The sequence below is a fragment of the Enterococcus sp. HMSC076E04 genome, assembly GCF_001814285.1.
In the GTDB taxonomy this organism is placed as follows: domain Bacteria; phylum Bacillota; class Bacilli; order Lactobacillales; family Enterococcaceae; genus Enterococcus_B; species Enterococcus_B lactis.
Map to the genome: position 1 here is coordinate 77,861 of NZ_KV815607.1, position 13,017 is coordinate 90,877.

11 protein-coding genes and 1 pseudogene are annotated in these 13,017 nt (G+C 36.0%); 7 read left to right on the forward strand and 5 right to left on the reverse strand.

Annotation, left to right across the window (positions count from 1 at the left end; translation table 11 throughout):
- Positions 1-43: 43 nt before the first annotated feature.
- Positions 44-1,576 (reverse strand): AMP-binding protein, encoded by a 1,533-nt coding sequence (locus tag HMPREF2961_RS08865; protein WP_002315010.1) that lies wholly within the window; start codon positions 1,574-1,576, stop codon positions 44-46.
- 103 nt (positions 1,577-1,679) lie between these two features.
- Positions 1,680-2,711 carry a tyrosine-type recombinase/integrase gene (locus HMPREF2961_RS08870; RefSeq protein WP_002315011.1) on the reverse strand — a complete coding sequence of 344 codons (1,032 nt, stop codon included), beginning with the start codon at positions 2,709-2,711 and terminating at the stop codon, positions 1,680-1,682.
- Between the two features lie 211 nt (positions 2,712-2,922).
- Here HMPREF2961_RS08870 and HMPREF2961_RS08875 point away from each other — a divergent pair, with 211 nt between their 5' ends.
- The 4 genes and pseudogenes from HMPREF2961_RS08875 to HMPREF2961_RS08890 all read left to right on the forward strand — a co-directional run bounded on the left by HMPREF2961_RS08875 (position 2,923) and on the right by HMPREF2961_RS08890 (position 6,515).
- A complete protein-coding gene (locus tag HMPREF2961_RS08875; protein WP_070704591.1) occupies positions 2,923-3,954 on the forward strand; it encodes a bifunctional glycosyltransferase family 2/GtrA family protein in 1,032 nt (343 codons plus the stop codon).
- A gap of 12 nt (positions 3,955-3,966) precedes the next feature.
- Positions 3,967-4,892 (forward strand): annotated as a pseudogene (locus HMPREF2961_RS08880) (phosphodiester glycosidase family protein).
- Positions 4,893-4,908: 16 nt separating this feature from the next.
- Positions 4,909-5,286 (forward strand): hypothetical protein, encoded by a 378-nt coding sequence (locus HMPREF2961_RS08885; protein WP_002292434.1) that lies wholly within the window; start codon positions 4,909-4,911, stop codon positions 5,284-5,286.
- Between the two features lie 242 nt (positions 5,287-5,528).
- On the forward strand, positions 5,529-6,515 hold the full coding sequence (locus HMPREF2961_RS08890; protein WP_002315014.1) for a DUF2382 domain-containing protein: 987 nt from the start codon (positions 5,529-5,531) through the stop codon (positions 6,513-6,515).
- Positions 6,516-6,714: 199 nt separating this feature from the next.
- Here the strand turns inward: HMPREF2961_RS08890 and HMPREF2961_RS08895 are convergent, their stop codons facing one another.
- Positions 6,715-8,055 (reverse strand): sensor histidine kinase, encoded by a 1,341-nt coding sequence (locus HMPREF2961_RS08895; protein WP_070704594.1) that lies wholly within the window; start codon positions 8,053-8,055, stop codon positions 6,715-6,717.
- Positions 8,056-8,059: 4 nt separating this feature from the next.
- Entirely contained in the window at positions 8,060-8,734 is a 675-nt protein-coding gene (locus HMPREF2961_RS08900) for a response regulator transcription factor (RefSeq protein WP_002315015.1), read from the reverse strand.
- Between the two features lie 220 nt (positions 8,735-8,954).
- Between HMPREF2961_RS08900 and HMPREF2961_RS08905 the strand changes: the two genes are divergently transcribed.
- From HMPREF2961_RS08905 to HMPREF2961_RS08915, 3 genes are read left to right on the forward strand one after another with little or no spacing between them, the layout of a single operon-like run.
- Positions 8,955-10,028 (forward strand): ABC transporter permease, encoded by a 1,074-nt coding sequence (locus HMPREF2961_RS08905; RefSeq protein WP_070704597.1) that lies wholly within the window; start codon positions 8,955-8,957, stop codon positions 10,026-10,028.
- 5 nt (positions 10,029-10,033) lie between these two features.
- A complete protein-coding gene (locus tag HMPREF2961_RS08910) occupies positions 10,034-10,720 on the forward strand; it encodes an ABC transporter ATP-binding protein (RefSeq protein ID WP_002329199.1) in 687 nt (228 codons plus the stop codon).
- A 7-nt stretch (positions 10,721-10,727) separates the two neighbouring features.
- A complete protein-coding gene (locus HMPREF2961_RS08915) occupies positions 10,728-11,375 on the forward strand; it encodes a TetR/AcrR family transcriptional regulator (RefSeq protein WP_002315018.1) in 648 nt (215 codons plus the stop codon).
- Between the two features lie 75 nt (positions 11,376-11,450).
- Here HMPREF2961_RS08915 and HMPREF2961_RS08920 read toward each other — a convergent pair whose 3' ends face one another.
- A complete protein-coding gene (locus HMPREF2961_RS08920) occupies positions 11,451-12,842 on the reverse strand; it encodes an AcpB/EbpR/MafR family transcriptional regulator (RefSeq protein ID WP_070704600.1) in 1,392 nt (463 codons plus the stop codon).
- Positions 12,843-13,017 lie beyond the last annotated feature (175 nt).

Here is a 13,017-nt window from a genome sequence, read left to right on the forward strand (position 1 = left end):
TTACTTGATGCAGGACAGCTTTTTCACAACCACTTAAAAACGATTAGTTGTTTTGTGTTTTTAATTCTTTCTCGATTTGAAGCCGCTGAACTTTCATTGTAGCTGTTCGCGGGATTGCATCAAAGTCACGGATGATAGGGGCGTTCAAACGGGGAAGTTCATGGACTTGCTCCCACCAGCGATTCCAATCCATTTCTTTATCAGGGGCTAAAGCAATAATCGGCTGTGGAGAATGATTTTTATCCCTTACAATCACTACTTCTGCCAAAAAATCTAACGAATCTAATAAAAAGTCTTCAATAGCTAATGTACTGTTGATCGTTTCGATCAAATCTACTTGCCGATCTTTCAAAAATAGGTGACCACGCTCATCCATAAATCCGTAATCTCCGCTATCCCACCAATCGCCATAAACATTTTCCTGGAACCGTGCATCTTCCTTATAATAAGTCAAAGCCCGTCCTTTAGACAGTAATTGTATATGACCATCTGTATTTTCAGGAAGGACATTCCCAACTGAATCTGTGATCCGAGCGCTTGTCATGTCTTCCAGTCCAACGCCCATATCTCTTGCATCACTCGTTTTCAAACTTTCCAGTGTATGAGCCTTAAGAATCATTGGTCCACATTCACTTTGGCCATATACTTGAAGGAATACCGCATCTTGTGTTATTGATGTTCGCAAAAATGTTTCCATTGTCTGATTGTTTATGGCATCAAAAGTAGAGTGATAATAACGGATACCAGAGAAAGCTTCTGGATGTTCTTTAGCAGTAAAACTCCACTGAACAAAGTTATTCGGATGAGTCTCTAATGCGATTGGTCGGTGGGTTTCCAAAATACGAATAATTTTTGAACTTTGTGCATCTGCTAAAGGCATCATAGGAAAACCCATGGACATCAAAGAAGAGATGCCAATATTGAATCTAGAATGTACGGGGGAAATGTGAAAAGCGATTAATTTCTTTTCTGAAATTTTTGCAAAAACAGTTTTTTGCCATTTCGTTCGCCAACCCATAGAATGAGCAGAATGACAAATAAGCTTAGGGATACCAGTTGTACCAGAAGTATGGGTCATATAAGAAATTTCATTTTTAGCTAAAAACGATTGGGGAACAGGAAAAGTAGGTTGCTCCAGTAAATAAAAAATAGGAATCTGTTTTGACTTAGTCCCGTTTGAAATTTCTCCCACTCGTTTTTTTGTCTCATCATCAAATAAAATGAAGGGGTCTTCTAAACGGTCGATAAATACTTCCATTGTCGCTGTAGGTAGATGATAAGAAGTCATGACAGGCACTGCACCAAGGTAAGACACAGAAACAGCGAGAAGGTATGTGTCAAAAGCGGAACTCTTATAGATAATGACTTTGTCTCCAGATTTCACACCAAGATGGGCCAATTGATAAGCTCGATCTAACACACTTTCAAAGCATTTTTTGTAAGTTGTTTCAAGTCCTAACTCAGGAAAAGCAGAAAGCGGCTGATCACAGATAATCGGGGTCTCGGAAAAGCCAGCTGCAGCTTCTTGAAAATTCGTAAATAAATTCAAAGGGGAATACGTTATGGTCTCCATCATTCACACTCCATTATCTTTTGTTAAGTAATATACAAACTCAAGATAATCGTAACATAAACCTTTATACAATAATATAGTTTATTGTGAAAAAAAGTTCAGGTTCCTATGTGACAGAAACCTGAACGAATGCCGCTAATTCGTGATAAGAAAAATCAACCATTTTTTCCCAGATTTCTTGAAAAGAGTGGGAAGATAGGTATCGATTACCACATAAATAGTTTACCGCGTCAGCATCATCTAAATATAGTTCGGTATAATAGCGATAGGTTTTTCGGCATAATTCTGGTGATACATTCTTATACACTGTGATTTTGCTCAAAATTTGGCGAATAGTCCGAGGAGAAATTTGTTGATCATGCGAGGAACGAAAAACAAAAGAATTTTCATCCGTATTTTGTGCGGTTAACTTAAAATAGTTCTCTAGAAACGGCATCGCTTCTTTTGGTATTGGTACTTTACTCAATCTGTTTTCTTTTCTATTCAGATTAAGAATCTGCTTGGTCAAAGATACATCTTTACGTTTAAGTTCTACTACTTCATGGATCTTTAATCCGCAATACAGAAGAATGGCAGTAATCGCAAGGTTCCTCGGTCTATTCTTTTCTTCAAAGCTAGCTTCTCTGCTTGTTTGAAAGCCTTCAATCGGGATAAACAAATGCTCAAAATCTTTGAAAAGTTCTGCATCGATATATCGCGGAGCTGCTTTAGTTGTTTCCGGTAAACTTGTACCCAAAAGAGAGATCTCTTCTTCAATTACTCCTTTTTGATATAAAAATCGTAAAAAATGATTTAATGAATATTGCTTCCTCGAAATCCCGTAGTAGCTATTTTCAAACAATTGCTCCGTTTCTTGGTTCGCTGTAGTTTGGAACGAACGAGTATGTCGATAGATTTTAGCTAAGAAATTCTGATAATCTTGTTTTTCTAAACGGATAATCAGCTGATCATCCACTTCTTCAGAAAATACTTTTCTCAAATAATCAGTAAACAAATGGAAATCTTTTGCATATTCATAGCGACTACCTAATGATAAAGAAGAGCGATTTTCTTCTAAAAACTGTTGAAAGACGGAAGGGAGCAAATGTGTACGTTGTTTTAATTTTTCTTGCAGTTGTTTTCTAGTTTTGCTGTCCAATACAAATCCCTCCAGTTATTGTTCATTTCCTTTATTTTACCGCATTTCCTCAAATGACGATAGGGAATTTGTCTTGCTTTGATAACGAACATCCATGTAACTGTCTTTTAAAAGTCTTTACAAAATCAGAGGTGATTCTCTTAGTTTTTAAGAAGCCCTTAAGTTTCACTTGCAACAATAACTACAATTTCAAATAAAAGCAGGTGAGTATATGTCAGCTATTCTATTAATTCCAATCTACGAACCCACAGAAAACACTGTATTCTTCATTAATCAATTAGCACAATCTGTAAACGTACCGATTATCATTGTTGATGATGGAAGTGGGAAAACCTATCAAAAACTGTTTCAGCGAATGGAACATCCTAATATCACTAAAATTAGCTACTTTGACAACAAAGGCAAGGGATATGCATTAAAATTCGGCTTTTCAGTTATACTTGATTCCTATCCAGACATTACTGGCGTTGTCACAGCAGACAGTGATGGTCAGCATGAAATCGAAGACATCCAAAAAATGCTAGTGGCAGTAGATCGATTAGCTGGTCAGGAATTCCTTTTGGGTGTAAGAGATTTTTCGTATGAAAACACGCCCTTTCGAAGCTATTTCGGGAATCGAATGACGAGCGGTTTTTATTATCTTTCCTCAGGTATCCACTTACAGGATACACAAACAGGACTGAGGGGATTTTCTATCTCTAGTTTATCTGAACTGCTCAAAATCGAAGGAAATCGGTTTGAATATGAAATCAATCAACTGCTAGTTTTACCAAAGATCGGCTATCGAATGACTACGATCCCTATCAAAACAATATATAGCGATGGAAATAAAGGTTCCCATTTTCGAATATTCCAAGATTCCTATCTTGTTTATCGTCCGTTCATTCGTTTCTTTTTTTCCTCGATTTCCTCTTCATTGGTGGATATTGGACTATTCTATTCCATTATATTTTTTATTGGAAATCATACAATGGCTTCTTTGTTGATTGCTACCATACTTTCTAGAGTACTATCAGGAATTTTCAATTATCAAATGAATCGACATTATGTGTTCAGAAAGCAAAGAGCCCATACTGCTTTTTATAAATACAGCTTATTGTTTCTCTTTCAACTGATTTTAAGTTGGCTAAGTGTGTCGATCCTTTCGGTTATTATTCAGTCGCTTTTGCTTTGTAAGGCCGTTGTGGATATTTTATTGTTTTTTGTCAGTTTTTCGATTCAAAGACGCATAGTCTTTTGTTAGGAGGAAATCTTTATGAAACATTTTTTACGAAAAAAATATATGTGGGCATGTCTATCGAGTGTTTTCTTGTTAGGAAGTTCAAGTTATATATTATTAAAAACATTTGTTTTGCCTCAGAAAATAGCAGCAGTAGAATCGGTATCCAATGAGACTTCCACTTCGACAACAGACACAAAAATACGAGTAACTCAAGTTCTTTTGAACCAGTGATTACAGATAATAGCTACCAAGATGAAAATATCAATATCACATTATCTTCAGAACGTGTTGATGAAACCACAGTTTATGTTGCTGATATTACAGTAAGCGATTCTAGCTATTTAAAAACAGCTTTGGCAAACAATACGTATGGACGCAACATCAAAGAAACTACATCTGCGATCGCACAAGAACAACAAGCGATTTTAGCGATAAACGGAGATTATTATGGTTTTAGAGATACAGGATATGTACTTAGAAATGGCACACTATATCGTGATACACCTAGTGAAGATGAAACAAAAGAAGACTTAGTAATTGATAAAAATGGTGATTTCTCAATAATAAAAGAAGCAGAAACATCTGCTGAAAAGCTAGTAGAAGAAGATGTACAACAAGTTTTATCTTTTGGTCCTGCTTTAGTTGAAGATGGAGAAGTCACTGTTTCTGAAGATGAGGAAGTGTCGCAGTCGATGCAAAGTAATCCACGAATCGCAATTGCTCAAGTTGGAACAAACCATTATCTCGTTGTTGTTTCAGAAGGTCGAACAGATGATAGTCAAGGGTTGAGTCTCAGCGAACTAGCAACTGTATTGAAAAATCATGGAGCAAAAACCGCATATAATTTAGATGGTGGAGGGTCAACAACGCTTTATTTCAATGGAAAAGTCATTAATCAAACAGTCGGCGGAAGTGGAAACTCTGAACGATCTGTCAGCGATATCGTTTTTATAGGTTAAGAAAAGGGGTATAATTATGAATAAGAAAAAAACGTTTTATAGTTATTTTATTAGTTCAGTCATTCTTTTCATCTTTCAATTGGTTTATCATCATTTTAGCCACGGGGTCACTTCACAAGCACTGAAATGGGTCTGGGTTATTCCAATGGTAGGAGGGGCATTCCTTTTTATTTTCGAAAAAATATTAAATACTTTTCGAAATCGCCTGGCTTTCAATTTATTCAATACGGGTTTGGCTAGCTATATCGTCGGAATGATTCTTAAAGGAATATTAGAAATAGCTGGAGCTTCATCACCTTACATAGGAATTTATCCTATGATAGGAACGATTATACTAGGAATCAGTCTATTTATCTATATAAGTAGCTTGCTTATTCAAGGATTGGATAAATAATACAATCGTAATAAATGGAAAATATAAGAAATTTTTTCAAAAAATTTCCTATAGGAATAAATGCACAAATGACTATTTTAGTGATATATATTTTGCTATTAGCATAGATATTCCAAAATTTCAATTAAAATGTTTTAATCTAATTCCAATCTAAATATTTGTAGAAATCAATCGTCTCCTATAGAATAAATTTATAAGTAAAAATATACCAATCATAAATCTATTTGCTAGGAGGAATTTACATGGAAGACAAAAATTTAACAGTCATCGGTAGCTACAGTACAAGGGATGAAGCATTATCAGTAATCGAACGGTTGCGTAACGAAGGGTATGATCGAGATGATATCGTTATTTATACTACTGATGAAGCAGCAACTAGACTGGGATTCGACGGATTATCCGGTATAGATGTTGAAACAGATGAGAATCGGATGGATGGCGAAGAAGATCGCTCTTTATGGGAAAGAATAAAAGACACTTTTTCTTTTGATACCTATGATTCTGAGACGGCTACGCCAGAAAATGATCCTTTATATCAGTATAGAGGAGATATTTCTGCTGGAAAATTTGTCATCACAGTAAAAGGCTATCGTCAGCCAGAAACAACAAAAGACACAATGGATACGCAAGATACAGTTACCCCGGCAAGCACAATGGGAACAGGACTAGGGACTGGGACTGGCACTGATCCAATGGACGTAGATGGCACGACAGGCTTTCAAAATACAACAGATCCATTGAATATGACACCAGGAACTGATCCGATGGACGTACCTGGCGAAGCTGATTCTATGAGTACAAAAGAGACGGAAGACATCGATCGCAAACCAAATCTAGATGATGACACGATTCAACTAAAAGAAGAAAAATTAGATGTAAATACACATGATGTTACCACTGGAGAAGTCGACATCCACAAACATATGGTCAACGATACTGAAACGGTAGAAGTACCGGTCAAACGTGAAGAAATCGTCATCGAGCGCAAACCAGTAACAGATCCATCTTCACAGGGTACAGACGAAAACTTGGAAGATGACACAATCACTATCCCAATCAAAGAAGAGCAAGTAGATGTTAGCAAGCATACAGTTGTTCGTGAAGAAGTGGGAATTCATAAAGAAGAACATGAAGACGTTGAAAAAGTGACAGAAGATGTTAGCCGAGAAGAATTGGATATTGACACAAGCGGTGATGTACACATTGAAGACCGCAATAAAAAATCTTAAGCGTAAGCTAAAGAGGTTGTGACAGAAGTGGTCAGCTTCAAGAAATAAGAAGGAATTTACGAAAATTGCTTCTCAAATTTTTGTGAAATTTCGGCTTATTTCCGAAGAAGCTACTTCTGGAACACCGTTTATTCGGAAAACAGGGCTGTGACAAGATTATTGTCACAGCCCTTTTCCTAGTATGTTTTAGAGTTAAGCATTATTTTTTAGGCTTCAACGGTAATTGGACTTTAAAATCAACTCCTTGTGGAAGATAATTGGATACAGAAATTTGTCCGTGGTGCTGTTCGATTATCTGTTTTGCAATCGCCAATCCAAGTCCGTAACCGCCAGTTTCCTTCGCACGAGATTGATCTTCCCGATAAAATCGATCAAAGATTCTTACTTGATCTTCTTCACTGATAGAAGGGCCAGTATTCTTTACGTGAATCAGCCATTCTTTATGGTTAACAGACGAATCTAAAATGATTTTATCTTTTGGATTCGTATATTTTAAGGCATTATCTCGCAAAATAACCAAAACTTGATGGATCTTTTTTTCGTCAATTGGTACTTCTGATGTTGCCTCGTTATGAAGGATAAACTCCTTTCCGTCTATGGTGGCCATCTCTTGAAATGGTTTAACAAGGTTTTCGATATATTCCTGTGTATTGATCATTTGTTTTGAAAGTAGCTGCTGATCAGAATCATTTCGGGCAATCGTCAGCAGATCTGAAGTCAATCCAGTGAGCCGTCTCGTCTCTGACAATGCTTGAGCAATACTTTCAGATTCCTCAATGATGGTATGATCAGGTTTGGTAAATAGATGTTCCAAACTATTTTGAATAATCGTTAACGGTGTACGTAATTCATGAGAAGCATTTTCGACAAATTCTTTTTGTCTTCTCCAAGAAAGAATGATAGGGCGCATGCTTAGACTAGACAAGTAATAACTAATGCCAATTGAGATAAGCCAGAAAACAACCATACACAAAATCATAATTGTGCGAAAAGTTGCTAATGAATTTTTGATTTGATTTGTATTTTCTAAAATTTGGATATAGGCAACACCAACTTGATTCGTCTCTGCTTTTTTCGTTATCGAGCGGAAGGAGAGGGTAGATGAGTCGTTTTCTTCATTTAATTCAATATTTTGGATGGTATTCAGATTTTTTGTATCCATTTTTAATTCTTTGATCTGATTGAAGCGTCCACCAATAGCTGCCTTATTCAATATCTCACCATTTTCAGACCACAAGATCACTTGAGTGTTAAATCGGTCATTTGATGGTTCCATCAATGGTTGTTCCATGTTTGTTCTGTTTTGTTCCATTTGATTCGGGTTCAAAAAGGGATCACCTTGCTGATACCTTTGTATCTCTAATTGTACTGTCCGAGAATCAAAATCTGTTTTCTCTAATGAAAGATCCGTTTCTCTATACGCAGATTGGTTCAATATCTGTAAAGTAATAAACCCCAGAAGAAAAAAGATCAAAGCAAATGCAGCTACATTCGTTGCAAAAAAACGGCTACGCTGCTTGCGTGTAATATCTCCATTCATTGCATCACACCCCTTGCAATATATAACCAACATTACGTAAAGTTTTGATTTCTTTATCTAGTCCAGTACTGCGTAGATGTTTCCGTAAATTGCTCATGTAAACTTCAACAACTGTAATCGTCGTATCAGAATCAAATCCCCAGATCCGATCAAATATCTGCTCTTTTGTCAAAATGATTCCTTTATTTTGTAAAAAATAAACGAGTAATTCAAACTCTTTTCCTTGTATGGGCAAAACTTGTTCTTTATACAATACTTCATTACTTTTTAGATCACAACTGATATCCTTATACTTCAGAATGTTTTCATCAAAGAGACCAAGCGATCGTTTCAATAATGCTTTCACGCGCATGATCAATTCTTCTCGATAGAACGGTTTTGTCAGATAATCATCTGCACCACGTTCAAATCCTTCAATCTTATCTTCCAAACTATCTTTTGCTGTCAAAATCAATACAGGAGTCTGTATTTTTTCTTTCCGTAACTTTGCTAGGACTTCATAACCATTCATTTCCGGCATCATCAAATCCAAGATTGCAAGGTCATAAACACCGCTTTCCAACTCAAACAGTCCTTCACCACCGTTATAAACTTGTGTTATCTCACCAATTGTTGTGAGTATTTCTTTTATATTATTGGATAATACCTTATCGTCTTCTACTACTAATAGTTTAAACATTTTCCCACCTCATTCATTTGGTCACTTTAGTTTAACATGGATAACATAAATAAGACTTAAATAATCCTATTATGACACATGTTAAGATTTTATGGAAAGGTGTCTTAGACAATTTATTGATAAAAAAATCCAACAGAAGTGACAAAATGTCACTTTAGAGTTACACTATTCAACGAGTGACATTTTGTCACTATCAACATATCATAGGGAGGAAAATCAAATGTTTCTAGCTATCAAAGAAATTCGCTATTCTAAATTACGGTATGGCTTGATCATCGGGATTATGTTCTTGATTGCGTATGTCGTATTTATGTTATCTGGACTAGCAAATGGGCTTTCTGAAGAATTCAAGAAAGCAATCGATGATTGGGATGCACAAGAGATTGTTTTATCAGAGGACGCCAATCAAGTATTTGCTGCTTCACAATTAACAAGAGAAGATCTGACATATATTGAAGGAGGAGAAAAAGCCCCGATTGGATTATACAGCGGTGCAGTCAAAGGAAAAAATAAAGAAAATGTCACAGTTTTCGGCACGTCAAAAAAAGCATTCTTATTACCAAAACTCACGAAAGGGCATGAATTCAAAACAAAGAATGAGATTATCATCTCGCAAAACCTGGCTGATTCAGGTTATAAAATCGGAGATACGATCAAAATTGGCAGTTACAACGATCCTTTGACGATTGTTGGTATCTTTCCTGCAACTTATTACACTGTTTCTCCAGTCATCTATACATCTCTTGATACGTGGACTGCTTTGAAGTATGGAAAACAGCCATTTGCTTCTGAAGAGGAACAGCCAATCAATGGAATCGTTACAAAGAATTCTGCTAAAATTTCGAAAGAAAAAGCATCAAAGAAACTACAGTTACTAACTATTGAGACGTTCATTGAAAGCATTCCTGGCTATTCTGCCCAAAACATGACCTTAAACGCGATGATCTACTTTTTGTTCTTAGTAGTCGCTGCCGTAGTCGGTATTTTTATGTATGTGATTACTCTTCAAAAAACTGCTATTTTTGGAGTAATGAAAGCACAAGGAATCAAAAATTCCTTCATTGCTAAATCTTTAGTTGCACAGTCATTTATTGTGGGGTTGGTAGGCGTCCTGGTTGCTCTTGTGTTTGCTTATCTGACTAGTCTGATTTTACCAAGTGCGATGCCTTTTGCTGTTTTTTGGTCCCAATGGCTGCTATATAGTGGGATTTTGATCATTGTCGCGATGCTAGGCGGACTCTTTTCAATCCGTACAATAACAAAAGTAGACCCAATTACAGCAATAGGAGGTTAATAAAAATGAAAGAAATATTGACAATGAAAAAAGTTACCAAGACATTCGGTTCTGGTCATACAAAGGTCTCAGCTTTGAAAGGAATTGATTTTTATGTAAAGGAAGGGGAATTCGTCAGCATTATTGGTCCTTCTGGTTCAGGTAAAAGTACTTTTCTCACCATTTCAGGAGGATTGCAAACACCGACTTCCGGAGAAATAGTGATCAACGGTCATTCATTAACTGAACTTCCAGAAAAAAAACGAGCAGATCTGCGTTTTCAAGAAATTGGATTTATTCTCCAAAGCTCTAATCTGATTCCTTTTTTAACGGTAAAAGAGCAATTTGAACTAGTTGATCAAGTCACTTCAAAAAAAGATGTTTCCAAAAAAAGCGATTCTTTACTGCAATCTTTAGATATCCAGTCACTAAAGAACAGTTATCCTAGAGATCTTTCTGGTGGGGAAAGACAGAGAGTGGCGATTGCTCGCGCTTTATATAATGAACCGAGCTTGATCTTAGCGGACGAACCAACAGCTAGTTTAGATACCGATCATGCATATGAGGTCGTGAAATTACTGGTTAAGGAAGCTCATGAAAAACAAAAAGCAACTATTATGGTTACTCATGATGTCCGTATGATTCAGTGGAGTGATCGCGTTTATCGAATGGAAGATGGGTACTTGACAGAAGAAGAGAAAGAGAAAAAATGAGTACTTCATGACAAGGATGGGCAATCCACGTATAATCAGAGATAAAGGAGAGATGTGGATGCCAAAAGAAACTTTTTTCAATTTGCCGAAAGCAAAGAAGCAGCGAATCGACGACCTATTGTTAGAGATATTTTGCTCACAGCACATCAGCCAAGTAAAAGTCTCAGAAATTGTTGAGAAAATGGGAATGTCACGCGGCGCTTTTTATAAATATTTTCAAGATTTAGAAGATGCTTATTTGTATACGATCAAAAGCAGTTCTCATATAGTCCATCAAGATATCTTGACATTCATTAGTGAAAACAAACAACATTTCTTTTTAGGGATCGAAAAGTATTTGGAGTGGTGCAGCGATTTAGATCACAATAGTATCTATTGGCAAAGATTATACTTATTGACCCAGAGAAATGATCAGCAGACAACCAAACGCAGAGAGCTAACTGCTGATTCTCCTATGAACGACAAATGGCTAGAATTACTAAAAATTAATCATTTTACCATTCAATCGTCGGAAGAAGCAGTTAGCTTCTTATACTTCTCCATGTCTCTCGTAATGAACTCATTGACGGATCTCATTGCAAATGGCTGGACAAAAGAAGAACTATTAAAAGATTTTCGCTATAAATCTCGTTGGATTGCAAAAGGTATCCAATAAAAAGAAACAGCTATGTCTATTTGTCCTGACATTTTTATCAGGATGGTAGAGTATACATAGCTGTTTTTTGATTGTTTATAGCTCAAATAAGCGGATCAGTTCTTCTTCATTTGCGAATGACACACTATCATCAATCAACATATAAGGAACATGGGTATTCGGAATTGGTTGATTCGTGACGATCAGGTCATACTCAAGAAGATTGTATTTCGAAAGTTGATCTTCAGTGATAGCAGTTGTTTCAGAGTGAATCTTATGCACAGCAAGAACATCACTGACATATTCTTCAATGTATCGACTATGTCGAAGACTTAAGTCACTGACGATCAGTATTTTTTTATCGGAAGTATAATGGTGTATTTCAGGATTACCGATAAGCATCCAAAATATATAGCTAGATAAATAATAAATCAAATTTCGATTCAGTAGGGTGGAATAAAATTGAAGTTCTGCACGAAATCCAGCATATAGACGTATATGGCGATGTTGCATCTGTTCCGCAAAGAAAGTGGCACGGATCGTCAAATGAGTCGTATCGTATGGAAAAATACGTGAGAAAAAATAAATTTGAGTTAAGAGTCGAACAACAAATTCTTCGTTTTTTTCTTTGCAATCAGCAGATGAAAATGAACAGTAGGATATATTTTTTCGTATCTGTTCACTGATTTCATTTTTTTCTTTCTCCGAAAATTCTGAAAAAATCGTATTGACAAAATAGTTCACTACTTTTATATAGCTGCTGTACTTCAATTTCCCTAAAAGATTTTTCAAGATCAAAAAGTCTTTTTTATCTATATTTATCAACTTTACATATGGGTCTCCAGCTTTCCATTCGAATGGATTTCCTTGTGATTCCCGCATAAGATGCACAACAAAATACATAATAAAGAAAGATTGCTCATAAGGACTTTCTTCTTGGAATAAATTCAACTGACAATTGTTCTTTGACATAATTTCTTTGATCTTCTTTTTTTCGATTGGAAATGGCAAAGTACGTCTTCCATAGTAGCTTAAAAAGAAAAAGGTGACAAAGATACGCAGCTGGAGCTCACTTTTCAGGCTAGTCAACTGAAACCCTTGATCGACGATTACTTTTAATAAATAGCTTTCTAAAATTTGATTGCATTGTTTCAACTTACGCGTAAAAGAAGAACGACTAATCGAGATTTTTTCACAATAATACTCGATCGTTTTACCCGGATTGACAATGATTTCATTTAATAGACGACTATTTGTAGAACTTTGTGACATTTCCATTAGCACATTTAAATAAGCCGGTACATTCAAATGTTCAAGTCGATACCCCAATTTTTGTGAAGACTGAATCGTTACATCCGTTCCCCAGCGGATTTTGATTTCTTCGATATACCTTACAAACGTAGATTCCGAACTACCGATTCGTTTGGCAAGTTCTTTTTTAGTCATCCACTTGTCAGAAATGGATAGAATCCGAATGATTTTTTCCATCTTTCTATAGTTTCCTTCCAGCAACCTGATCATATGTTTTTCTCTCTCAACCCTTTTCTTTAATGAAACGCTCATTAATCAAAGGAATCAACGTCATAAATGAAACCAATTGGTATGAAAATTGGTGTGATTCCCTCTAGTGGAGAGTGTAAAATATTTTGTGTAAATAGAAAAA

Excerpts from the sequence above, each read along its gene's own strand:
- HMPREF2961_RS08865 (WP_002315010.1), bottom strand. The coding sequence starts at position 1,576 with ATGATGGAGACCATAACGTATTCCCCTTTGAATTTATTTACGAATTTT.
- HMPREF2961_RS08875 (WP_070704591.1), top strand. The coding sequence starts at position 2,923 with ATGTCAGCTATTCTATTAATTCCAATCTACGAACCCACAGAAAACACT.
- HMPREF2961_RS08885 (WP_002292434.1), top strand. The coding sequence starts at position 4,909 with ATGAATAAGAAAAAAACGTTTTATAGTTATTTTATTAGTTCAGTCATT.
- HMPREF2961_RS08890 (WP_002315014.1), top strand. The coding sequence starts at position 5,529 with ATGGAAGACAAAAATTTAACAGTCATCGGTAGCTACAGTACAAGGGAT.
- HMPREF2961_RS08895 (WP_070704594.1), bottom strand. The coding sequence starts at position 8,055 with ATGAATGGAGATATTACACGCAAGCAGCGTAGCCGTTTTTTTGCAACG.
- HMPREF2961_RS08900 (WP_002315015.1), bottom strand. The coding sequence starts at position 8,734 with ATGTTTAAACTATTAGTAGTAGAAGACGATAAGGTATTATCCAATAAT.
- HMPREF2961_RS08905 (WP_070704597.1), top strand. The coding sequence starts at position 8,955 with ATGTTTCTAGCTATCAAAGAAATTCGCTATTCTAAATTACGGTATGGC.
- HMPREF2961_RS08910 (WP_002329199.1), top strand. The coding sequence starts at position 10,034 with ATGAAAGAAATATTGACAATGAAAAAAGTTACCAAGACATTCGGTTCT.
- HMPREF2961_RS08915 (WP_002315018.1), top strand. The coding sequence starts at position 10,728 with ATGACAAGGATGGGCAATCCACGTATAATCAGAGATAAAGGAGAGATG.
- HMPREF2961_RS08920 (WP_070704600.1), bottom strand. The coding sequence starts at position 12,842 with ATGGAAAAAATCATTCGGATTCTATCCATTTCTGACAAGTGGATGACT.